The sequence below is a fragment of the Bradyrhizobium sp. WCU1 genome (assembly GCF_053474805.1).
Genome location: NZ_CM130280.1, coordinates 4,554,126 through 4,575,736 on the forward strand (window position 1 = coordinate 4,554,126; position 21,611 = coordinate 4,575,736).

25 protein-coding genes are annotated in these 21,611 nt (G+C 62.9%); 11 read left to right on the top strand and 14 right to left on the bottom strand.

Features of this window, described 5'->3' with window-relative positions; all coding sequences use genetic code 11:
• The first annotated feature begins 180 nt into the window (after positions 1-180).
• The 3 genes from ACTUWL_RS21000 (at position 181) to ACTUWL_RS21010 (ending at position 1,833) form a co-directional block, all read left to right on the top strand.
• Positions 181-483: a DUF1244 domain-containing protein gene (locus tag ACTUWL_RS21000; RefSeq protein ID WP_021078611.1), complete on the top strand. Its 303-nt coding sequence runs from the start codon at positions 181-183 to the stop codon at positions 481-483.
• A 174-nt stretch (positions 484-657) separates the two neighbouring features.
• Entirely contained in the window at positions 658-930 is a 273-nt protein-coding gene (locus ACTUWL_RS21005; protein ID WP_021078610.1) for a DUF2312 domain-containing protein, read from the top strand.
• 531 nt (positions 931-1,461) lie between these two features.
• Positions 1,462-1,833, top strand: coding sequence for a carboxymuconolactone decarboxylase family protein (locus ACTUWL_RS21010; RefSeq protein WP_021078609.1), 372 nt, complete (start codon positions 1,462-1,464; stop codon positions 1,831-1,833).
• Between the two features lie 459 nt (positions 1,834-2,292).
• Here the strand turns inward: ACTUWL_RS21010 and ACTUWL_RS21015 are convergent, their stop codons facing one another.
• The 3 genes from ACTUWL_RS21015 to ACTUWL_RS21025 are packed head-to-tail and all read right to left on the bottom strand — an operon-like array spanning position 2,293 to position 5,833.
• Positions 2,293-3,894 (bottom strand): PEP/pyruvate-binding domain-containing protein, encoded by a 1,602-nt coding sequence (locus ACTUWL_RS21015; RefSeq protein ID WP_021078608.1) that lies wholly within the window; start codon positions 3,892-3,894, stop codon positions 2,293-2,295.
• 12 nt (positions 3,895-3,906) lie between these two features.
• Positions 3,907-4,152 (bottom strand): hypothetical protein, encoded by a 246-nt coding sequence (locus ACTUWL_RS21020; protein ID WP_291730568.1) that lies wholly within the window; start codon positions 4,150-4,152, stop codon positions 3,907-3,909.
• Complete coding sequence (locus tag ACTUWL_RS21025; RefSeq protein WP_307756236.1) at positions 4,121-5,833, bottom strand: hypothetical protein; 1,713 nt, start codon at positions 5,831-5,833, stop codon at positions 4,121-4,123. The genes ACTUWL_RS21020 and ACTUWL_RS21025 overlap by 32 nt, the downstream gene beginning before the upstream one ends.
• A gap of 215 nt (positions 5,834-6,048) precedes the next feature.
• On the opposite strand from ACTUWL_RS21025, the gene ACTUWL_RS21030 reads away from it, so the two are divergent.
• On the top strand, positions 6,049-6,261 hold the full coding sequence (locus tag ACTUWL_RS21030) for a YgaP family membrane protein (RefSeq protein WP_021078606.1): 213 nt from the start codon (positions 6,049-6,051) through the stop codon (positions 6,259-6,261).
• A gap of 299 nt (positions 6,262-6,560) precedes the next feature.
• Here ACTUWL_RS21030 and ACTUWL_RS21035 read toward each other — a convergent pair whose 3' ends face one another.
• The 7 genes from ACTUWL_RS21035 to ACTUWL_RS21065 all read right to left on the bottom strand — a co-directional run bounded on the left by ACTUWL_RS21035 (position 6,561) and on the right by ACTUWL_RS21065 (position 10,705).
• Positions 6,561-6,797, bottom strand: coding sequence for a hypothetical protein (locus ACTUWL_RS21035; protein WP_035651108.1), 237 nt, complete (start codon positions 6,795-6,797; stop codon positions 6,561-6,563).
• A 124-nt stretch (positions 6,798-6,921) separates the two neighbouring features.
• Positions 6,922-7,497 carry a hemerythrin domain-containing protein gene (locus ACTUWL_RS21040; protein ID WP_021078603.1) on the bottom strand — a complete coding sequence of 192 codons (576 nt, stop codon included), beginning with the start codon at positions 7,495-7,497 and terminating at the stop codon, positions 6,922-6,924.
• A gap of 165 nt (positions 7,498-7,662) precedes the next feature.
• Positions 7,663-8,340 carry a helix-turn-helix domain-containing protein gene (locus ACTUWL_RS21045; protein WP_021078602.1) on the bottom strand — a complete coding sequence of 226 codons (678 nt, stop codon included), beginning with the start codon at positions 8,338-8,340 and terminating at the stop codon, positions 7,663-7,665.
• A 183-nt stretch (positions 8,341-8,523) separates the two neighbouring features.
• A complete protein-coding gene (locus tag ACTUWL_RS21050; protein ID WP_021078601.1) occupies positions 8,524-8,691 on the bottom strand; it encodes a hypothetical protein in 168 nt (55 codons plus the stop codon).
• A gap of 20 nt (positions 8,692-8,711) precedes the next feature.
• On the bottom strand, positions 8,712-9,434 hold the full coding sequence (locus ACTUWL_RS21055) for a CBS domain-containing protein (RefSeq protein ID WP_021078600.1): 723 nt from the start codon (positions 9,432-9,434) through the stop codon (positions 8,712-8,714).
• Between the two features lie 62 nt (positions 9,435-9,496).
• Complete coding sequence (locus ACTUWL_RS21060) at positions 9,497-9,799, bottom strand: c-type cytochrome (protein WP_373011236.1); 303 nt, start codon at positions 9,797-9,799, stop codon at positions 9,497-9,499.
• A gap of 69 nt (positions 9,800-9,868) precedes the next feature.
• The gene (locus tag ACTUWL_RS21065) at positions 9,869-10,705 is read right to left on the bottom strand and encodes a universal stress protein (protein ID WP_021078598.1); all 837 of its coding nucleotides are present in this window, start codon (positions 10,703-10,705) and stop codon (positions 9,869-9,871) included.
• Positions 10,706-10,870: 165 nt separating this feature from the next.
• On the opposite strand from ACTUWL_RS21065, the gene phbB reads away from it, so the two are divergent.
• The 5 genes from phbB (at position 10,871) to ACTUWL_RS21090 (ending at position 14,657) form a co-directional block, all read left to right on the top strand.
• The gene (phbB, locus tag ACTUWL_RS21070) at positions 10,871-11,596 is read left to right on the top strand and encodes an acetoacetyl-CoA reductase (RefSeq protein WP_021078597.1); all 726 of its coding nucleotides are present in this window, start codon (positions 10,871-10,873) and stop codon (positions 11,594-11,596) included.
• Positions 11,597-11,611: 15 nt separating this feature from the next.
• Positions 11,612-12,094: a CBS domain-containing protein gene (locus ACTUWL_RS21075; RefSeq protein ID WP_021078596.1), complete on the top strand. Its 483-nt coding sequence runs from the start codon at positions 11,612-11,614 to the stop codon at positions 12,092-12,094.
• Entirely contained in the window at positions 12,091-12,471 is a 381-nt protein-coding gene (locus ACTUWL_RS21080) for a hypothetical protein (RefSeq protein ID WP_021078595.1), read from the top strand. The genes ACTUWL_RS21075 and ACTUWL_RS21080 overlap by 4 nt, the downstream gene beginning before the upstream one ends.
• 184 nt (positions 12,472-12,655) lie before the next feature.
• Positions 12,656-14,353, top strand: coding sequence for a PHA/PHB synthase family protein (locus tag ACTUWL_RS21085; protein WP_106940382.1), 1,698 nt, complete (start codon positions 12,656-12,658; stop codon positions 14,351-14,353).
• Between the two features lie 133 nt (positions 14,354-14,486).
• On the top strand, positions 14,487-14,657 hold the full coding sequence (locus tag ACTUWL_RS21090; protein WP_021078593.1) for a hypothetical protein: 171 nt from the start codon (positions 14,487-14,489) through the stop codon (positions 14,655-14,657).
• Between the two features lie 173 nt (positions 14,658-14,830).
• Here the strand turns inward: ACTUWL_RS21090 and ACTUWL_RS21095 are convergent, their stop codons facing one another.
• The 3 genes from ACTUWL_RS21095 to ACTUWL_RS21105 are packed head-to-tail and all read right to left on the bottom strand — an operon-like array spanning position 14,831 to position 17,700.
• Complete coding sequence (locus ACTUWL_RS21095) at positions 14,831-15,085, bottom strand: hypothetical protein (protein WP_021078592.1); 255 nt, start codon at positions 15,083-15,085, stop codon at positions 14,831-14,833.
• Positions 15,086-15,139: 54 nt separating this feature from the next.
• Complete coding sequence (locus ACTUWL_RS21100) at positions 15,140-16,720, bottom strand: bifunctional aminoglycoside phosphotransferase/ATP-binding protein (protein WP_021078591.1); 1,581 nt, start codon at positions 16,718-16,720, stop codon at positions 15,140-15,142.
• Positions 16,717-17,700: a zinc-dependent alcohol dehydrogenase family protein gene (locus tag ACTUWL_RS21105; protein WP_021078590.1), complete on the bottom strand. Its 984-nt coding sequence runs from the start codon at positions 17,698-17,700 to the stop codon at positions 16,717-16,719. The genes ACTUWL_RS21100 and ACTUWL_RS21105 overlap by 4 nt, the downstream gene beginning before the upstream one ends.
• A gap of 173 nt (positions 17,701-17,873) precedes the next feature.
• Between ACTUWL_RS21105 and ACTUWL_RS21110 the strand changes: the two genes are divergently transcribed.
• Positions 17,874-18,350 (top strand): CBS domain-containing protein, encoded by a 477-nt coding sequence (locus ACTUWL_RS21110; protein WP_021078589.1) that lies wholly within the window; start codon positions 17,874-17,876, stop codon positions 18,348-18,350.
• Entirely contained in the window at positions 18,332-21,085 is a 2,754-nt protein-coding gene (locus ACTUWL_RS21115) for a bifunctional acetate--CoA ligase family protein/GNAT family N-acetyltransferase (RefSeq protein WP_035651102.1), read from the top strand. The genes ACTUWL_RS21110 and ACTUWL_RS21115 overlap by 19 nt, the downstream gene beginning before the upstream one ends.
• Here ACTUWL_RS21115 and ACTUWL_RS21120 read toward each other — a convergent pair.
• Positions 21,072-21,482: a 23S rRNA (-2'-O)-methyltransferase gene (locus ACTUWL_RS21120; RefSeq protein ID WP_021078587.1), complete on the bottom strand. Its 411-nt coding sequence runs from the start codon at positions 21,480-21,482 to the stop codon at positions 21,072-21,074. The two genes, ACTUWL_RS21115 and ACTUWL_RS21120, sit on opposite strands and share 14 nt — an antisense overlap.
• Positions 21,483-21,611 lie beyond the last annotated feature (129 nt).

Sequence of the window (21,611 nt, forward strand, 5' to 3'; positions counted from 1 at the left end):
AATCATTGAGGATTTCGCGTGCCCGGCAGGCACTGTCAACGGGCGGGTGCCCGTCTCCCGCGCTGTGGGATCGCGGCAAGTGTGGCCGGACAGGTCCGTATTGCGCGTCGATGTGGCAAAATCTGTGACAATTCCCACCTGATATCAATATGGTGAGCGTCACACACCGGGATCACGATCATGAGCATTGACGACAAAACGAGAACGGAACTTGAGGCTGCGGTGTTTCGGCGTCTCGTCAGTCATCTGCGCAACCGGACCGACGTGCAGAACATCGACCTGATGAACCTTGCCGGCTTCTGCCGCAATTGCCTGTCCAACTGGATGAAGGAAGAGGCCGACGCCAAGGGCCTTGCGGTGAGCAAGGACGAGAGCCGTGAGGCGGTCTACGGCATGCCCTATGAGGAGTGGAAGGCGAAGTATCAGGGCAGCGCGACGCCGGACCAGCTCGCGGCGATGAAGAAGGCCCAAAGCGGGCACTAATTCCCGATCTGTGTGACGTCAGTTCCATCGGCGCTCGCATCTCTTGTGGGCGCGCTGTGGATGAGCGCGATGTTTCCTTGACGGAGCCGGCTCCAAAATCGAGGGTCGCCCGCAGCAAGCGGTGCGCGTGGCGCGTATTCGCGCGACATTTCATTGCCATTTCAGGAGTACGCGATGGCCACCACGTCTGCCGCCGTTCAGGAAGAGCCCGCAACGCGATTTGCCAAGGACCAGCTCAGGTCCATCATCGAGCGCATCGAGCGGCTGGAAGAGGAAAAGAAGACCATTTCGGACGACATCCGCGACGTCTACGCCGAGGCCAAGGGCAACGGCTTCGACGTCAAGGCGCTGCGGACCATCGTGCGTCTGCGCAAGCAGGATGCCAACGAGCGCCAGGAGCAGGAGACCATCCTGGAGACCTATATGCAGGCGCTCGGGATGCTCTGAGGCGGCCGGCGGGGCGGCCTGACGCCGTCAGGCCGCCCCGCCAAGGTACTCCCGATGGCTCCAGCGGAGCCGCTGCGGCGGCTCGGGCGACGTCGTGGGATTTGCTGGGTGCCAGTGAGGCAACCGGGCAGATCGTTCGGATGGACGTGCCAGGACCAGTACGCCGGCTCGCTGCGATCCTCGCCGCCGACATGGTCGGCTTCAGCCGCCTCATCAAGACCACTGGCGACGACATGCTGGAAGACCACTGGCGACGACATGCTGGTCGAGTTTCATGGCGTCGTCGATGCGGCGCTGTGCGCAGCCGTGGTCCGATGCAAGCCGAGAAAGTCCGCCTGGCTTGATCTGGCGCAATGAACGGCAGCGAAAGTGCGCGTCAGATGATGCGCATCCTTGCAGGCCGAACACGCATGTCCTTCAGGCTGGATCGTGTCCCTGGGCTGCGTTGGACGAAGCGCGGTCCTTGACGAATCGCCCGTCAGCAGGTCCGCCCTTTCTTGGCTAACCCTAATGCCGAAGACTGGGATTGATATGAGAAAAGACTATTCCAACATCTGCAAGCATATTTCCGGCAATCTCGGCGATCTGCGCCGCGATATTCCTGAGGCCATGCGAGCTTTCTCGGCCCTAGCGCAGGCGGCAACGAAAAGCGGTGCCCTGGACACCAGGACCAAGGAATTGATCGCGCTTGCTCTCGGCGTCGCCGCCCGCTGCGACGGCTGTATCGGTTTCCATGTTGAGGCGCTGGTCAAGCTCGGCGTTGATCGCCGGGCGGTCGCGGAGGCCCTTGGCATGGCCATCTACATGGGCGGTGGACCTTCCTTGATGTATGCCGCCGACGCGCTGGAGGCATACGACCAATTCCAGCAACGCGCTGTGGTCTCCGAGCCGGCGATGGACTGATCTGCATGGCTTGTGGGCCCGTGCTGCTGCGGGATAGCTATCAATTCGGAGGTTGTCGTGAAGCGCTCGGAACATACGAAGCGGCGTCGGTCGAAGCGATGCGGGCGCGAGGCTGCTGCGGACCCACAGCCGTCGGGCAAACCGGCGGAGGAGGCCGCCGGGGCAGTGCAAAGGAAACCGCCCGTCAGAGGGCCGCAGGACGACGCGGCCTACTGGGAGTCCCGCGCCGAGCGGACGAGGCGTCAGGCGGGACGATATCAGGATCAGGCCACTCGCGAGCACTTCATGAAGATCGCGGCCGGATATGAGGCGTTGGCGGCGTCCGCTCGCAGCGTGGGGCGAGGAGCGGAGTAGGCGCTGATAACGGACGAATCGGGGCACCGCCGCAGGCCTGATCTGGCGGCGGCATGATGCGCCGCGCCCGCGTGTGCCGACTCAAAACGTTGTGCGCTCGCGTTCTCACGAGGTCGCATCTTGCTTCAGCGCGTGCGGCTGTTGCCAGCCTGAAACCTCGGCCAGTTCAGCTTCGGGCCGGCGCGTGACGATGTCGCCGCGGCCCAGATAAACGCAGCCCTCGTTGGCATCAACCGTGACCCAGTCGCCTGCTGCAATGACGGCTTGTCCGATCTGCGCGCGCTGGGCGCCGGTGTCGATGCGAAGCTCACGGCACCCGACCAGGCACGGCTTGCCCATCTGGCGTGCAACCAGCGAGGCATGCGCGGTGCGGCCGCCAGCCGCCGTCACGATGCCGGCCGCGGCAGCGAAGCCGGCAATATCGGCGGTGCTGGTGTCGGGCCGCATCAAGATGACGGGATCGCCGGTGGCAGCGAGGCGTTGTGCCGTACCGGAGTCGAAGGTCGCTCGTCCAACGGCAATTCCGCCGGAAGCACCGATCCCCGCCGTGATGGCGGGTTGTGCTGGAAGCAGCGATGTTTCGACGAGCGTAGCGAGATCGATGCCTGCGATCGTCTCCCGCGCCTGTTCGCGGGTGATCAGTCCCTCGTGCACGAGATCAATCGCGATTCGCAACGCCGCGCGGGGCGTCCGCTTGGCCGAGCGGGTCTGAAGGATCCACAGTTTACCGTTCTCGATGGTGAATTCGACGTCCTGCACCTCACGGAACTCCTGTTCCAGCCGTTTCAGGATGGAACGAAGTTCGTCCGCGATGGCGGGAAGCACGCGAGCCAGTGCAGCCTCCGTATCGGGGGTACGACGGCCCGACACGACGTCCTCGCCCTGGGCGTCAAACAGCACATCGATCACGGCTGCTGGCGCGCCGGTCGAAGGATCGCGCGAGAATGCCACGCCGGCACCCGACGACGGACTGCCATTGCCGAATACCATCGCCTGCACGGTAACGGCGGTTCCATGGAGGTGCCCCAGTCGTTCGAGCTGGCGGTAGGTCTGCGCCCGCTCGCTCATCCATGAGCGATAGACGGCGCGGGCCGAACGCTCGAGCTGAGTGCCGGCATCCTCGAGCCAGCCATCATCGTCGTCTTCCAGCACCTTTCGTTCATCAGACGCCAGTCGCTCCAGCGCTTCGCTGTCGAGATCGCGGTCGCTCTCGACGCCCTCCGCGGCGATCAATTCGTTCAGCCGGGCCTCGAACGGAGCAGGGTCGAGCCCTGCCACCGTTTCGGCATAGCACTCCAAGAAGCGTCGGCGGCAATCCCACGCAAGGTGAGGCCGACCGGTCCCACGGATCAAGCCGCGCACGGCTGTCGATGTGCAGCCGACGTTCAGCACGGTGTCCAGCATGCCCGGCATCGACCGTGCGGCCCCGGATCGCACCGAGACCAGCAATGGCTTGCGGGAATCTCCGAACGACTTTCCGGTCGCCTGCTCGAGGAAAGCGATGCCTTCCGCCAATCCGTCGCGCAGATTGCGGGTCGCATGGGCCTTGCCGGCAACGACGTCCGCGCAAAGCCTGACGGGTAGCACGAAGGCGGGTGGGACCGGCAGGCCGAGCGCCGCCATACGTGCGAGGTTTGTCGCCTTCGCGCCGACTTCTTCCGCAGACGGCAGCTCACGCGATTGACCGCCAATTCTTACGATCTTCATGGCAGTTCGTCCTCAGATCGAGAGATCATTCATCGTGTAGCGCCGCAGGATGTGTGCGAAGCTCGCGAGCCGATCGGTGGATCGTTCGATGGCGCGGGCCAACTCCAGTGCGGCAAGCGACGCGGCCACGTCGAGACCGCCGGCAAGGACGCGCGCGGTAATGTCACGCTCCTGGGCATCGGCCGCATGCTCGGCGTCGATCAGGCGGGCCACTGCAGCAAGCGCATCATCGGAATCGGCGCGCCGGCCTTCCTGCACCTCCGCTGCTGCGGCAAGTCCGGACGCCGCCACCTCGGTCGCAGTCACCGAGATCGACGACAGCGCGACCAGCGCCGATTGCAGCGCGGTGTCGGCGGCTTCCCGTGTCAGCGAGGCGATGAAAGGCAGCCTGCTCGAGCTCGTCGATGGCTTGCTCGACGCAATCGACCAGCTCGCCAATGAGTGGCCGGGCATTGAGGCGCGCGATCTCTCCGCGCGCCTCAATCGCAATCCGGTCGGCCTTCTGTTCAATTCGACCGGCCCGGAGAGCAAGCTGCTTTCCGGCGTGCGTATCGGCCTTCGTATCGCCGATGTGGCGCGACACGGCGACGGCAAGGTCCTGGGCCAATCCGATCTGGCGCAGCACCACCGCGAGCAGCGTGCGGTCGACACGCTCGAGATGCTGGACGACTTCCGCGCCGACACGGTCGCGCGCCAGTCTGAAGGATTGCCCGGCGAGCAGCACGTCGGCCGAAACCCGCAACGTCGCCTTCAGCAGGTCGATCGCCGCATCTCGACCGAGCACCTGGTCCAGTCGCTCGCCGAAGCCTATCCGGGCTGGGGCCGCGTTGCGTACGGCGGCGCCGAGCAGCTCACCGCCGCCGAGCTCCAGGAACGCGCGGTGGCCGATCCTGTGCCGGGCGGCCCATTCGAGTATGCGGGCAGCATCATCCCTCGAGACCCAGTTGCGCAGCAGCTTTCGCGCCTTGTTCCAGTCGATCAAGAAGACCAGCGACCCGCCAATCGCTGTCAGGAAGGCGTCGCGATCCGCTGCAGAGGGTGCTTCAAGCAGCCCGGTGACCAGGAAGAACGCGCTCTCCTCCTCCAGACCTGCGGCGGAGTGCCGGTCCAGACCGCTCCATTTGAGCGAAAACCCGTCGAACAGCGACACGAAGAACTTGGCGCGCGACCGGTGCACGTCGGTGTAGGTGACCGTCACCGCATTGCCCCTGATCGCGATGACGACAACATGTGCGTCAGTGGTGCCGATGTCATTCTGGATCACAAGGCGATCGCCCGAGCGGACCGCTGTGGCCTCGAGGCCGGGGTGGTTGAACTTCAGGGCACGGGTCTCATTGACGCCGCGCATGAAGCTTTCGACCGGTGCACGATCCTCCTTCTGGAGCCCGAAGACACGGGCGCCCGCTACGATCTCCTCGGAGCGACTTGCGGCGAGCTGGTTCAGGGCCTTATGCAGGTCCATGACGAGCCGATGAAGGCCGTCCGCGTCGTCCTGCGTGACGCCGGTAAGGCGCCCGATGCGGGCAATTTCGATTTCGGTCGACGCTTCGAGATGACCGGCCGCTCGAATGGTGCCGAGCCGTATCCTGAACTTCTCGCCCTCGGTCGGATCACCGGCGGTGACCGCGCGGATCATGGTTTCTGCGTCGCCTTCGATGCTCTTGAGCAACGGCGCGAGGCCGGGAGCGACAATCTTGCTGCCCCCTGCCAGATGAGCGCCGCCGATCAGCGTTGCCAGCATGGCTGGCGCAAGTCCCGCTGCCCGGCTTTCGATCGTGAGATCGGCGACGGCGCGATGTGGAGCCCTGGCATGCTGAACGGCAGCCTGAAGGGCACTCAAGCGGAGCTTGATGCGATCGTTCGCGGCCAGCCCTTCCGCAACCAGCGACGGCAACAGAATGTCGGGCTGTCCGAGTTCTCTGACGATTGTTGCTTTCATGGTGGCGCATTCTAGGCAGGCACGAGCCGGATATCCTTGCGCTAGATCATTCATGAGATCGTCATATGAACGGTGCGGTCCACGCAGGTGCCGACACATCGACGACGCCAGATCGATCTCGATGGTTGTGACGGCCGCACTGTGCAATTGACCATGATCAAGGCAGCGCGTTGGAGCGTGTTCAGTATGCGGCCGGAACGAGGAGGCACATTGCCATGACACCTAATGTCGGACGCATTGATCAGTATTTCCGGATCATCATCGGTTTGGCTTTGATCGCCTATATCGTGAAGGACGGCGCGCTTGGGGCAGGTTGGCTGGTCGCCGGGTCCCTCGCGCTCGTCCTGACTGCTACGTCATTCTTCTCGTACCGCCCGCTCTATACATTGTTGGGCATAGGCACCCTTCAGAAGTCCAGCGCAGTCTGAAGATGCGGCGGCGCTGATGGGCGTAGACCTTACTCTTGCCGAGTTGCGATCACGGCTCAACCGCCTCGGCGCGGGCGCCATTCTGAGGATCTCCGAGTCCGATTATGAACGGTTGTTTGGAATCAACGAGGTGGCTGCTGCCGCCGTCGCGGAGTTTGCAAAGAGATATCATTGCGTGAGCATCCCAGGAGCGGACGCGCTGTATTTCCGGAAATGGGACGCGAACAGGCACCATTCGACAGAGCTGTCTCAAGACGACAGCACAATGTCCTGCTGAGGCAAAATCCGATCGACGGACTTCAGTCCAGCGTGACGATGGTCAGAAGCAGTCGGAGTATCTCCCAGCCGGCTGCCAGCAGCAACGTGCTGACAATCAGCAGGCGGCCGTACCAGGAGACGGTTGGGCCGTCTCGGTGGCGTGGGCGCGGCGCGGGATGTTCGAGGGTCTGCATCGATGATGCGATCGTCATGGCGGGAGCACCGGTGCCGCCCATCTTGTCGAACGTCGGTCCGTTTCGTTGCCGCGATCGGTCCATCTGTCGTCACCATGCACCAAGCCACGCTAGGATCGCATTCGGGTGGATGGTCGAGCTTGATTCGGATCAACCCGCGATCGGGGCGCCGCGCGTAGTCCACCTTACCGCCCGCCGCTATCGCGGATTATCCCTTAACTCGGTCTCGTTCAGCTTCTGCTTCCAGCTCCAATCGCAGAATATGCGCCCGCAAGGTAGCGAAGGTCTCTTCGGCGGCGTCACTGAAGAGCGGATCGCTATGATCGGTCAGGGCCGAGCTAACCTCCTCCCAATCCTGCGGCAATAGAGCCTTTACGGCTGCGGGGAAGAAATCGCGCTCCTCCATCATCATGTGCTGCCGCTCGCGCACGATAAAATCTCGCACGATGTTGCCGACCTCCTGTCGAGGAATCTCACGACCTGCAAGCACGCTGTCGATTGCCCGGGCGAAGCGATGCAAGCGGTCGGCCCCATCCGTGTGCTCACGTGCGAGATCACCGACCTTTGCGGCCGCATCCGGATCGCGAAGCCTTAGCTTGGAGAAGATCAGGTCTTCCTGGGGATGATGGTATACCTCGGGGTAGACTTCGAAATAGCTGATGATCGCCCGAATAACCTCATAATTGGGGCGATGCCCGCGCTCAAAAAGCGCCAGTTCACGCTCGAGGACGGTGAGGAGCAGATCAATGTTGCGGTGTTCACGGCGCAGAAGATCGATGATCACGGCGGCGCCTCTCCTCGGAGGAAGTATCCAGGATAGAGCCGAAGGCCGTCTTGCTGCTTGCGCGAGATCAAATCTGAACCGCCGCGCGGCGTTCCAAGCCACGAGGCGTCAGCGCTTGAGCCGGGCGTGTCGCTCCGAGTCCCGCCGGGACGGCCTGCGACACCCTTAGCCCACCAATATCCGATTGCAGGTCGCGCGCCTGCGCAGTTCGACCCGGCGCGAGGTCGGAAGGGAAATTGCGCCGTTCTGCTCGAGTTGCGTAAAGGTGCGCGATACCGTTTCGATCGTCAGACCTAGATAGTCGGCAATGTCCTGCCGCGACATCGGAAGCTCGATGGCGGCATTCTTGACAGTGCGGCGCGCCATCTCGTGCAGGAACCCCACGACCCGCTCCTCGGCACTGCAGATCAGGAGCATCAGGTGCTCCTGAAACCGGCGCAATTCCTGGGCCGTCGCGTCCCAAAGCTGGCGTGCCAGATCCTTTTCGTGGTCGGCACGGACCATGAGCGCGGAGCGCTTGACCACGATGACCCGCGTCTCGCAGATCGCCTCGGCCGAGGAGATATGGGTTTCGCCGGCCTCGAAGCCGAAGATATCACCGGGCAGATAGAACGCGCCGATCTGGCGACGTCCGTCGTCAAGAATCTTGTAGGTCCGGACGGCGCCGGAAACGACCTGATAAAGATATTCCGCGGCCTCGTCCTCGCCGTAGATCTCGCTATTGCGGGTAAACCGCATCGGTGTCCCGATCATCCCGAACGGCCCTTCGGCACGTGACCGCCGGTCAAGGATGTTGCTCGGGTGGCGGCTGATATCGGAAGAAACGGCGGTCTGGGTCTGCACGGCGACGCTCCATTGGGAAGATCGATGGAGCCACATTGACCGCATCCAACAGGCGGGGAAATTTGGATGTTTCACCTAAGTAGAAACCACTTACGTATTTGTACGTAGGGCCTGACCATTGGAAGCAAGCAAGATCCCGCGCGCCGCTCGACGTCAGTCCTGCGGCGCGCTTGTTGGGACGGATCAGGCGATGTGCTTGCCAGGAAAAGAGGCGCGTATGCTGGATCGATCCTCGTCCTTCTCCAGACGCTGCCAGCGCGTCGTGCTGTGATCGGCCAAGGCGAGCACTAGCGCAAAAGACGAGAAGACGAGGCCGACGACCGAGACGACCAACAGCGTATCCATGGCCATGTTAGTCTCCTCAGATCCGATCAGCTGGCCGCCTTGATGTCCTCCGGCGATTCGACGTAGTAGCCGGAGTAGCCGTCGACGAAGCAGAGATGATCGTGAACTTCCTTGACGCCCGAGGTGTTTTCCGCGAGCACGATCGCGGCCTGGCGGGCACGCTCGTCGAAGATCAGGCCATGCAGGTGTACGGCGCCGTTGCGGACCCAGACCTGGAAGCCGGCCGGTCGCCAGCCGGTCGCGTTGATCTCGCGCAGGATCCGTTCACGGATGTGAGCATCATCGGCCGTTGGGTCCGGAACCTCGCGGGCCAGCGACGCGACCGCCTGCAAGATGTCTGCCCGGGTGACGATTCCGACCATGGTCTTTCCGTTCACAACCGGCACCCGCTTCACGCCATGCTTGTGCATCAGGTGGACGATCTCATCGAGCGGCGTCTGCTCTTCGACGGTGATCGGGTTCGTGGTCATGACGTCCTCGACCTTGCGGCCGCGCTCGTGCACGAAATCGGTCGCGGCGCCACCGACGCCCGTGAACAGTTCCAGCCAGGTCGATCGCTTGTGACCTGTTCCGATCTCGACACGCCGCAGGAAATCTCCCTCCGACACCATCCCCTTGAGCGTGCCATCTTCGTCCATGACCGGCAGGCCGCTGAGGTGGCATCGCAGCATGATGTTGGCAGCATCTATGATCTTCGTATGCGGGCTGACCGCGATGATATGCTTGGTCATGACCTGATGCGCGCGCATGTGGACCTCCAGGTTGAAAGTTGAATTCTAAGACCTTTGCTCGCAGGTCATGTTGACCTGCCTCAACGGTTGGCCGCACCGGACTCCAGCGATTTCAGGAACAGGATGAAGTCGTTGACTTGGTCCGGTTCGAAGCTGAACTCGGGCATGGTCGGATGCCCGGTCACGATTCCCTCCGCCAGCGCTTCCTGCAGCATCTCGACCGGATATCGCTCGTGCAGGGTTCGGAACGGCGGCGCAATCTTCAGCGGGCTTGGGCTGACCCGGTCGATTGCGTGGCACCGGGCGCAGTAGAGCTGAGCAAGGCGCCGACCCTGCGCCTGATCGGCTACGGCCGGAGCCGGCAGGGCGCAGATCGTGCTGATGGCGACGACGCCGCTACCGACGAAATGGAGCAGTGTCCTGGCACGATGTCTCACGGGGCCGACTCGCGTTCAATGGGACATCAGGACCGGAATGGTCATCGCGCGAAGCATGTCGCGCGTCACACCGCCGAGCAGGCTCTCCTGCAGCCGGGAGTGGCCGTATCCACCCATCACCAGAAGGTCGAGGCTCTCATCTGCCGCGATCGACAGCAGGACCGACTGGATTTCGGTTCGGGATGCGGGCAGCGACGTGACCTTGGCCGGGAGACTTGCCTTGGCGAGGTATCGCACCAGATGGTTCGTGGAACTCTCCGCGGGCATCGGGTCTGGACCGTCGATGGTGACGATGGTGAGGGCGTCAGCCTTGTGCAGCAGCGGCATCGCGTCATGCAACGCCCGGGCGGCAAGCCGGCTGCCATCCCAGCAGATTCCGATGCGCTTGGCGGAGAATGCGCCGTGGAATGTGTAGGGCATGAACAGGACGGGCCCTCCGGCTTCAAACAGGAGCTCCCGCGGGATGACGTTGTCGTAGCTGTCGTGCTGATGCTGCGGCTGGGCTACCACAGTCAGGTCATGTAGTCGCGCGCTCGCACAGACGATCTCGCGAGCATCGATCGGAACGGCAGCCGCGGCGCGTGTCGTGTATGAAATTCCGGCATTCCGGGCCTCTATGTCGAAGACGCGCAGCGCTGCCTCGGCGCGTTCGAGCGCCTGGGCATGCTCCACCTCGAAGAGGGAGGCGACGGCCACACCGCCTTCGATGACGAACGGGACGTTGGCGGTCTCGTATCCGATCGCAACTGCATCGAGATGCGCGCCCGTACTGAGCGCAAGCGAAACCGATCCGTCGACCGCGGGACGCGGCGACAGTTCCGTGGGAATGTGGACCAGGATGTTCCTGAACATGGGTCGTTCTCCTGAAGCGTGGAAGAGACAAACCCATCAAAGCACAGGCCCGCGTAGCACAATTTGATCTGCCTCATACATGCGAGTTGTCGTCGTTTGAGCGAGATCAATCCGCGGGATGCGAATTTCGCCCATTTGTCCTGCCGAGAGATTGGAGAAGCAGGCATGGCACGCGTCGCATTGGTAACGGGCGGAAGTCGGGGAATCGGCGCCGCGATTTCGCGGGCTCTCGCCGGGGCGGGGTATCAGGTGGCGGCCAGCTATGCAGGGAATACCGAGGCCGCGCGCCGGTTTCACGACCAGACCGGAATCGGCGTCTTCCAGTGGGATGTCGCGAACTTCGAAGCCTGCGCGGCCGGTGTCCGCAAGGTGGAAGCGGCGGTTGGGCCGATCGACATCCTGGTCAACAACGCCGGTATCGTGCGCGACGCCACGCTGCATCGAATGACCAAGCCGCAATGGGACGCGGTGATCCGCACCGATCTCGATTCGTTGTTCAATATGTGCAGGCCGCTCATCGAGGGCATGCGGGCTCGCAAGTTCGGGCGGATCATCAACATTTCGTCCATCAACGGACAGAAGGGCCAGATCGGGCAGACGAATTATGCCGCGGCGAAAGCCGCCGAGCTCGGCTTCACCCGTGCTCTCGCCCTCGAAAGTGCGCGGTCGGGGATTACCGTCAACGCGATCTGCCCGGGCTACATCAACACCGAGATGCTGGCTGCCGTGCCGACGGACGTCATGCAGAGCGCGATCCTTCCGCAGATCCCGGTCGGGCGGCTGGGCGAGCCGGAGGAGATCGCCCGAGCCGTGATCTTTCTTGCCGCAGATGAGGCGGGTTTCATCACCGGATCGACGCTGTCGATCAATGGCGGCCAGCATATGAGCTGAATGGGAGGAGCGACAATGCTTGCAACCGATGTGATGCGCAGTTCGTTCGCGACGATCAAGCCGACTGCCAACGTGCTCGATGCCGTCCAGCTGTTGCTCGAAACCGATCAGCGCGGGCTGCCGGTCATCAACGATGACGGCGATCTCGTCGGCATGATTTCGGAGGGCGATTTCCTTCACCGCGACGAGCTCGGCGTCAACCCACCGTTCGGAAACTGGTTGGAATCGCTGCTGGGAATCGCGGAGAACACGCCGGAACGCGAACGTATGCGCTCGTTGCGTGTCGCGACGCTCATGAGTTCTGCACCGATCACCGTCGATGTAGAGGCCTCGATCGGTGACGTTGTCGCGCAGATGGATGTTTACGACGTGTCACAGGTTCCGGTGATCTGCGCCGGAGCTGTCGTCGGTATCGTCAGCCGCAGGGAGCTGCTTGCGGCTCTGGCATTGCGATTGAGAGAGAATGCAGAAAAAGCAGGCACTGGAGATCATTCATGAGCGAGATCACGGTTCAACCGCATGCACGCGCGGTCGTCTGGATCGATCATTTCGTGGCGAAGATATTCGGTGTTGGGCTGACGGGTGTCAGCGCGGCCGCCGTCCATGCTCACTTGCCGTCCCAGCATCTTCACCACAAGGCGAATACGATCGGCGACGGTCGCGTCCAGGGCGACCCGACCTTTCTCGCCAGGGTCGGAGAAGCCTTAAGCAGTTGCACCGATCTGCTGGTCATCGGCCCGGGCATCGAGAAGACGGAGTTGGTGCACTATCTGAAAGCGGAACGGCCCGATCTCAATCTGCATGTCGAGGCGAGCGATCATCCGACCGATCGTGAGATCGTGGCCTTGGGTCGGCAGCGGTTCCAGCTCGACTGAGCGGGCGGCATTTGGTGCCGAGCAGCATGAGGCTCGTGCTCGTCGGGCGCGGGCAAGGAGGCGAGCGGTGACAGTCAATGCAATTCTCGACCAAGCAGCGTCCCCTGCCAATGACGATTCGGTTGCGGCCGGAGCGCCTGCTCCTGTGCCGTCTGAACGGGAGGCATTGAGCGGCGCCGAATCGATGGACCATCTGGTCCACGCGGCGATTGCGCAGTGGACCGGCGGGCTCTCACCCGCGGGCCTTGCGCTTGCCTTCGCCGATTGGCAGCTGCATCTCGCCGCGTCGCCCGGCAAGCGGCTTGAGCTTGCCCTGAAGGCATTGGGCGACGGTTCACGTTTCGCGCGCATGGTATTGACGCCGCATGCTGCCTGGCAGCCCTGGTTCATGGTCAAGCCGCAACCTAGCGACCACCGATTCTCAGGCGCGGATTGGACGTTGCCGGCCTTCAATATCGTGGCCCAGGCGTTTCTGCTCGGCGAGCAGTGGTGGCATTCGGCGGCAAGCGGATTGCATGGCGTTTCGAAGGGAAATGCCGCGATCGTGGATTTCGTGATCCGACAATGCCTCGACGCCGCAGCTCCGTCCAACTTCGCGCTCAGCAACCCCGAAGTTCTGCGCCAGATGATGGATTCGGGCGGCGGCAACTTCGTTTCGGGCTGGCACAATTGGCTGGATGATTGCAGAAAGCGGTTCGGAAGCCAGTCATCCGAGCCTGCCCGGTTCGTGGTCGGCAAGGACGTTGCGGCGACCGAGGGTAAGGTCGTCTACCGCAACGAGCTGATCGAGCTGATCCAATACGCGCCCGTGACCGCGGATGTCTGCCCGGAGCCGTTGCTGATCATACCGGCCTGGATCATGAAATATTACATTCTCGATCTCTCCCCGCAGAATTCCCTGATCCGCTTCCTGGTTGAACGCGGCTTCACTGTGTTTGCGATCTCATGGCGCAACCCGGGGCCGGCCGACCGTGATCTTGGCCTCGATCATTATCGCAGGCTCGGGGTCGAAGCCGCAATCGACGCGATCAATCAGATCGCTCCCGGACGCGCGATCCACGCCACGGGCTACTGCCTCGGCGGTACATTGCTCGCGATCGCCGCGGCCCGTCTGCAGAAGGAGCGGCCCGGTTGCCTGCGATCGGTGACGCTGCTGGCGGCCCAGGTCGATTTCACCGAGGCGGGTGAGCTGACCCTGTTCATCAACGAGAGCCAGGTTGCGTTTCTCGAAGATATGATGTGGCGGCGCGGCGTGCTCGATGCGCCGCAGATGGCCGGTGCGTTCCAGCTGCTACGATCGAACGACTTGATCTGGTCGCGTCTGGTGCGCGACTATCTGATCGGCCAACGGGACGCTCCAAGCGATCTGATGTCGTGGAATGCCGACGCCACGCGGATGCCTTACCGGATGCATGCGGATTATCTGCGCAAGCTGTTTCTCGACAATGACCTCGCCGAGGGCCGGTACGTGGTGGACGGGCAGCCGGTCGCGCTGTCCGACCTCCGTGTTCCGATGTTCGTCGTCGGCACAATGCGTGACCATGTGGCGCCGTGGCGGTCGGTACACAAGATCCATCTGCTCGCTGAGGCCGATATTACGTTCGCGCTGGCGAGCGGCGGTCACAATGCCGGCATAGTGGCCCCGCCTTCGGAGGACGGTCACACCTATCAGGTGCTGGAGAAGAAGAAGGATCAACCCTATGTCGGACCCGACGAGTGGCTGCAGAAGGCGCCGCATCGCGAGGGATCCTGGTGGCTGGAGTGGGTTCGCTTCCTCACGGCGCATTCAGATGCCTGGGTAGCGGCGCAGCCGTCGCTTCATACGCCCGAGGGTGGACCGCCGCTCGAGGATGCACCTGGGCAGTATGTTCTGGAGCATTGATCCGGCAAGGTGCGCCGCGGGCGGAGTTGATCCGTCGCAATTGCTCGCTGGCGAGAACCACTACGGTATTACGAGATGGGCTTGCAGCGTCATGGTTGTCGGCGCCAGGCCCTTGCGGCTCCAGGAGGAAGTCATGAGCCTGATCCTTCGTATCTTCCTTGCCATAGCGGGATTCATCACCGCGTTGTTTGTCGCTCGTGACTCCCTGAAGTTCGACATCATGCAAATGTTCGTGGTTATCTTGCTCGTGACCGGGGTCTTGCTCGTCGGCAGTCTCTGGAGCCTGTGGCGGCGACAAGCCTGACAACCCACGGCTTCGGGAGGCCTGGCTGATGCGCCGTTCACCATGGCGGACGGCGGATGGAGGCCTCGCATTGCACGAGTAGCTTTCGCGACGATCCAACGGCCGAAGGCCGGCTCTAAGCCGGCCTTCGGAGAGTCGATTGCGAATGCCGAGAACGCTTCGAAAGGAATCGTCTAGCGTCCCTCGAGCTTGTTTGGGCGCTTGGTGACGTTCATTAACATCAGTGCTACTGCACATGACGCAGCGACAAATGCCGCGGTCCACCTGACCGTGGATACGGCAAAAGCCGCGTCAAGCCGCCAGCCATGGGGCGCCGGCTCGGTCGTGGCAAGCGGCACCACGTCCGGGAAGTACCAGTTGCAGAACAAAGCGAGTGCGACCGCGAGGATCGCGCTACCGACGAAGATAAAGCTCAATCGGCGTTTCATGGAGGTCCTCCTGTTGGCGGAGGGATGGTGCCAGACCCGACAGCATCAACCAATTCAGGAGTTTCCCTTAAGGTGATCTACCGCCTGCGAAGCCGTTCGCAGACAAGATGTGCTGCGTTCAAGCGTGATCGCCGGTGTGCCGGACGCGTCTACGACGCTCCAACCAATCGTTCCGGTCTCGATGTTCTCCTGAAGCCGGACCACGTCGGCGGTCGCATCCGACGCGTCGTGTCGCCGCGATGCCACGCGATGCAGCCGCATTGCGCGATCTGCGGTCAGGAAGATGCCGCGAAATTCAACTCGGGCGCTCCGGGCGATGACCTCTGCGGCATCGCGCTCGGTCAATCTCAGGAATGCCGCATCGAGTGTCACCGAGACCCCCTGGGCCAGGGTTCGCGCGGCTTGCTCCAGCATTGCCTGATAGACGCGATCGGAAGCCTTCAGGGTATACGCCGCTGCGGGCAGGGCCGTGTGCTCGCTCATGTTATGAAGTCGCTTGCGAATGACGTCTGATCGCAGGATCAGCGCGCCGGGTGGCGGTCCGATCAAGGGAGCGATGTCACGGGCCAGCACACTTTTGCCAGTACCTGATTTTCCGCCGATCGCAAGAAGGATGGGGTGCTCGGGGGTGATCAGCCGCAGTGCGAGGTCGAAGTATCTGTTCGCAATCGTGGCGATCGTTCGATCGTGCGGATGTTGCCGCTGTTTAGTGAACAGCACGTTGGCGCGAATTGCCGCGCGAACAGAGAGAAACAGCGGCAGCAGGCAGAGCGCAGCCGACTGTTCGGCCCAGGCGGCCTGCATGTAGCTGTTGAATAGTCTGTTGGCGACGGCATCGCTTCCAAACGCCAACAGATCCATCAGAGGGAACGCGAAATCGTACAGCACATCCGTTGTCGCGATATCAGGATCAAATTCGATCGCGTCGAACAGGACCGGCTTGCCGTCAATCATGACGATGTTGCCGAGGTGTGCGTCGCCGTGGCAGTGCCGCACCTGCCCCGACGCAGCGCGGGCACGCAGGAGCTCGCGATTTCGTGCTATTTCGCGATGGCTCAACTGGTGCAGTTTGTCGATCCGGTCGCGGGCAAGGTCTGGTATGCTGCGAAACTGTTCCGTGTTGCGACCTACGATCACGGGTAGCGAGGCAAGCCAGTTCGATCCCTCGCTGATGACAGCAACCCGATGAGAATCGAGCAGGACGGCGGCCAAATCGTCGCCAAGTTCTGGTTCAAGGACGCCCGATGCAAGGCGGTCGAGAGTCTCGCTTTCGTCGAAGCGAACCATTTCAACGGCCCACTCAACGACGGGGCCGACGCCTCCGATCGCCAAGCCGTCGCGTTCACGCGTGATCGGGACCACCCCACGATAGATTGAAGGCGCATGGCGCTTGTTGACGGTGATCTCATCTTCACAAGCACGACGGCGCTTCTCCAATGTCGAGAAGTCCAGATATGGGAGCTTGACCGCGCGCTTGACTTTCAAGGCGCGCGATGGCTCGAGGAAAATGATCGAACAATGGGTGTCGATCCGTTGTACGGCCAAGTTCGGCCGACCTCCAGCCAGGAACGACAACACGGCGGTCTGGCTGACGTCACCCGCGCTCGCGTCGGTTGATGACGCCGGCGTCGTCATGGCTTCAGAACGGCTGCGCCGACAAGCCTGCCGTCACGCAGGCGAGAGAGCGCTTCGTTCGCCTGATCGAGCGGGAAAACCGTGACACGTGTTCGAACGCCGGCCTTCGCTGCACTCTTGAGAAAATCATTGCCGTCCTGTCGCGTGAGATTGGCGACCGACACGAGCTGTCGCTCGCCCCAGAGAATGTTGTAGGGAAAGCTTGGAATGTCCGACATGTGGATGCCGGCACAGACCACGCGTCCGCCCTTACGCAATGCGCGCAGGGCAAGCGGGACAAGAGGCCCGGCCGGCGCGTAGATGATTGCGGCGTCAAGCTCGGCGGGCGGCCTGTCCTCGGAGGCTCCAGCCCAGCATGCGCCGAGCGACAATGCCAAACGTTGAGCCTCGACGTCACCTGGGCGAGTGAAGGCGTAGACATCCCGTCCTTGCCAGCGAGCCATCTGCGCTGCGATGTGTCCCGCCGCGCCGAAGCCGTAAATGCCGAGCTTGCGGCCGTGACCGGCCATCACAAGCGAGCGCCAGCCGATCAGGCCTGCGCACAGCAGGGGCGCCAGTTCGACATCCTCGCCGTGCTCGCCGAGTGGAAAGCAGTAGCGCGCGTCCGCTACCAGGTGGGTGGCAAAGCCGCCGTCCCGCGTGTATCCGGTGAAAACGGGATTGTCGCAGAGATTTTCCTTGCCCTCCCGGCAGTATGGACAGTGCCCGCAGGTTGAGCCGAGCCAGGGAACGCCGACGCGCGCACCGAGAAGCCCGGCGCTTACGCCGCGACCCAAGGCATCGATGCGACCGACCACCTCGTGGCCGGGAACGATCGGATAGATGATGTTTGGCAGTTCCCCATCGACCACATGAAGGTCGGTGCGGCAAACGCCACAAGCGCTGATCCTGACGCGCACTTCGCCGGGGCCGGGAACAGGATCCGGCCGTTCCACATACTGCAGCCTTGCGCCGCGTGCGGGCAGGGTCATCGCGTGCATGACGGGATTCTCTGAGGTTCGTAACCTCTCTTTGATCACGTGACATCAGCCCTGTTTTGATCCTGGTCAACGCCGATCGGCCGTTCCTGATTAGGTTCGCCCGGTATCGCGGACGCGCTGTTCGTCTGGCCGCCAAGCGCCCACGGACAGCCGCCCACCCGAAGGGATCAACCATGTACGAATTCCTGCAGGAGACCGTTGCGAACAACATGACGAGGTCAGTGCGAAGCGTCGCTCCCGAAATGACCGTGGGTGACCTGTATCGGCTGTTCGCAAAGGAAGATCATGATGCCTACCCCGTCTTGCGTGACGATACCGTGGTCGGGTTCGTCACCAAGCTCGATGCGCTAAAGGTGTTCACCTGCACGACTGATCACATACTGCCGCATTACGACGATCGTATGGGAACCACGGTCGACGAGATCATGTCGTGCGACGTGATTTCAGTCCAACCGGACACCAACCTCCAGCGCGTTCTGCAGCTGATGGTGACCCATCGGCTCAAAAGTCTTCCCGTGATTGACAAGTATCACCACCTGCTCGGCATTATTGCTCGCGAGGATGTCATGCGAGCCCTGGCGCGCTGCACGAAGCGGCAGACGCCTCCGCTCGTTCCCTGCGAGACTGTCCGATGTCTACGTTTGGTCTAGAGCGGGTTTTCTCGCCTCGGACTGTCGCGGTGGTTGGTGGCAGTTCGCGTCCATCGTCACTTGGCTTGGCTGTTCTGATGAACCTCAAGGCGAGTGGCTTCGCCGGCCGAATCGCGGTGGTCAATCCAAATTACGCCGTGGTCGACGGCGCGGAGACCGTTCCAAACCTGAAGTCGCTCCCGTTCGTTCCGGATCTTGTCGTCATCACGGCGCCTGCTGTTGCGATCCCCGGGATCATCGCGGATGCCGCCGCGGTTGGCGTTGCCGGCGCGGTGATCCTGTCGGCCGGTCTCGGCCACGGCGCGGGCTCGCTTGCCGAGACGGCCGCGCGGACCGCGCGCATGCACGGGATACGTCTGATCGGACCCAATTGCATCGGCGTGATGATACCCCGCGCCAATCTCAATGCGAGCTTTGCTGCGCACCGCCCATCCGATGGACGCGTGGCGCTGATCTCGCAATCCGGCGCTATTGCGGCGGCGATGATCGAGTGGGCGGCCGAACGGCGGCTTGGCTTTTCGGGCATCGTATCGGTCGGCGACCAGCTCGATGTCGACGTTGCCGACTTGCTCGACTATTTCGCGCAGGACGACCATACCAACGCAATCCTGCTCTACATCGAGAGCGTCACGGATGCCCGCAAGTTCATGTCGGCGGCGCGCGCCGCTGCGCGACTGAAGCCGGTGATCGTCGTCAAATCGGGGCGAATGGCGGTGGGTGCCAAGGCGGCGGCCACCCACACCGGCGCGCTGGCCGGATCGGATGCTGTCTATGACGCCGCCTTTCGTCGCGCCGGCATGCTTCGCGTGTACGACTTGCGTCAGTTGTTCGATTGTGCCGAGCTCCTCGGCCGCGGCTTTGTCCCGCGCGGCAACCGCCTCGCGCTTCTGACCAATGGCGGCGGGATCGGCGTCCTTGCGATCGACCGGCTCGCGGAATTGGGCGGTGCGGCCGCCAACTTGTCCGCCGATACGGTCGCGTCGCTCGACAAGGTTCTGCCGCCCAATTGGTCGCATGGCAATCCCGTCGACATTTCCGGCGATGCGGATGCTGCACGTTACATATCCGCACTTGACGCCCTGCTCGAGGACGCCAATAGCGACGCTGTTCTGGTTATGAATGTGGAAACGGCCGTGGCGCCGGCTGAGGGCATCGCCGAAGCCGTGGCACGGCGTGTCGGCGACTTCCGCGCCAAAAGGAGTGTGGTAGCTCCGCTGGTGCTTGCAGCGTGGGCGGGCACTGACGAACGCACGAGTGCGACCTTCGAGGCCGCCGGCATCCCGCATTTTCCGACTGAGGACGACGCGGTGCGCGCCTTTATGTACCTGGTACGGTATCGCGAGGCGTCGCTCGCGCTTTCCGCCACTCCGCCAAGCATCGCCTCGACGTTTACGCCCGAGATTACGGCGGCGCGGCGCGTGATCGCGCAGGTGCTATCGGAGGAGCGCCAGTGGCTCGATCCGGTCGAGATCGTCGCGCTGTTCGAGGCCTATGGCATCCCGGTTGTTCCGACGGTCGCCGCCCGCGACGCCGACGATGCCGCAGACAAGGCTGGGCCGTTCCTGACCAAGGGGCTCGCGGTCGCCGTCAAGCTGTTCTCGCGCGACATCACGCACAAGTCGGATGTCGGCGGGGTCATCCTCGGTCTGCGGACCCGCGAAAGCGTCGCCGAGGCAGCGAGGACGGTGTTGGCGCGCGCCCGGAGCGCTCGCCCGGATGCCTGCCTGCAGGGGGTGACGATCCAGCCGATGATCGTGCGGCGTGCTGCTCGGGAACTGATCGTCGGAATTGCCGATGATCCGACCTTCGGCCCGGTGATCGTGTTCGGTCGCGGCGGGACGGCGGTCGAGGTGATCAACGACAAGGCGCTGGCGCTGCCGCCGCTCGACATGAATCTGGCCCGTGACCTGGTCGGGCGCACGCGGGTCTCGCGATTGCTTGCAGCCTACCGCGATGTGCCGGCAGTTCCTGCCGACGTCGTGCCGCTTACGCTCGTCAAGCTGGCGCAGATGGCGGCCGATATTCCCGAAATCGCCGAGCTCGACATCAATCCGCTGTTGGCGGACGAAACCGGCGTGCTGGCGCTCGACGCGCGCGTGGCGGTCCGCAAGCCGGCGCGGCTGTTTGCCGGTCAGACCCGGCTCGCCGTGCGGCCCTACCCATCGCAATGGGAAGGTCAGCTCAGCTTGCGAGATGGTTTCCGGGTCGCGGTCCGGCCGATGCGGCCGGAAGACGAGCCCATGGTCGAGGCCTTCTTCAAACGCGTGACCATCGAGGACCTCAGGCTGCGCTTCTTCCACGCGGTGAAGCAGTTCTCTCACTCGTTCATCGCGCGCCTGACCCAGCTCGACTATGCCCGCGCGATGGCCTTCGTCGCGCTGGATCCGCAGACCGGCGAGATCCTGGGTGCAGTCCAGCTTCACTCGGATTCACTCTACCAGACCGCGGAGTACGCCATCCTGCTACAGTCCGACCTCAAGGGAAAAGGCCTTGGATGGGCGTTGATGCAGCTCCTGATCCGCTACGCGAGGTCGGAGGGACTGAAACGCCTGTCCGGCGAGGTGTTGATCGAGAACACAACCATGCTGAGCATGTGTCATGAGCTCGGATTCACCGCCACGAAAGAACCGACCGACCACCGGGTCGTCAATGTCGTCCTCGACCTTTCCCTTCCGGTGGCGGATGCCGTAGGGACCGACATCCTGATCAGACCGGAACCGATCAAAGCGGTGTGACGGCGACGACGCGATAGGGATGCATGCCGTCCGCTTCGCGGACAGAGACATATTCGCCGAGCGTGAAGCGCTCGTCCCCGAAATGATGCCCGGCCTCGTCGGCGGCCGTGCCGGCCACGTCATAATGGAAACGCCAGCTGCCGCCCGGACCATGTACGAGGTGGCCGAGCTGATCGTCCTCGGCGGGCCGCTGGCGAACGACGCGGCAGGCCTCGCGATGGGTCTTCCAGGTTTCGACATCGATCCGCGACGCTGCGTCTAGCGGAGCAACAATGATATAGCCGATCGCAGGTGCGCCCTCGGGGTGGTCATGTTCGCGAGCGCGTCCGAGGCGGATCACCCTGAACGAGTGCGGCAACGCTGTATTCTGCAGAGGCCTGAAGGCTGGACGGTTCATTGAAATCTCCCTAACGGGCCCTTGCTGCCGGGCCAATCCGCCAGAACGTAATCTTCTGGCTCGCCAAGCGGTTGATTTTCGTCAAGAACAGCTCCAAGCCGTGAACCAGTTGCGTTGGGTCAAACACTG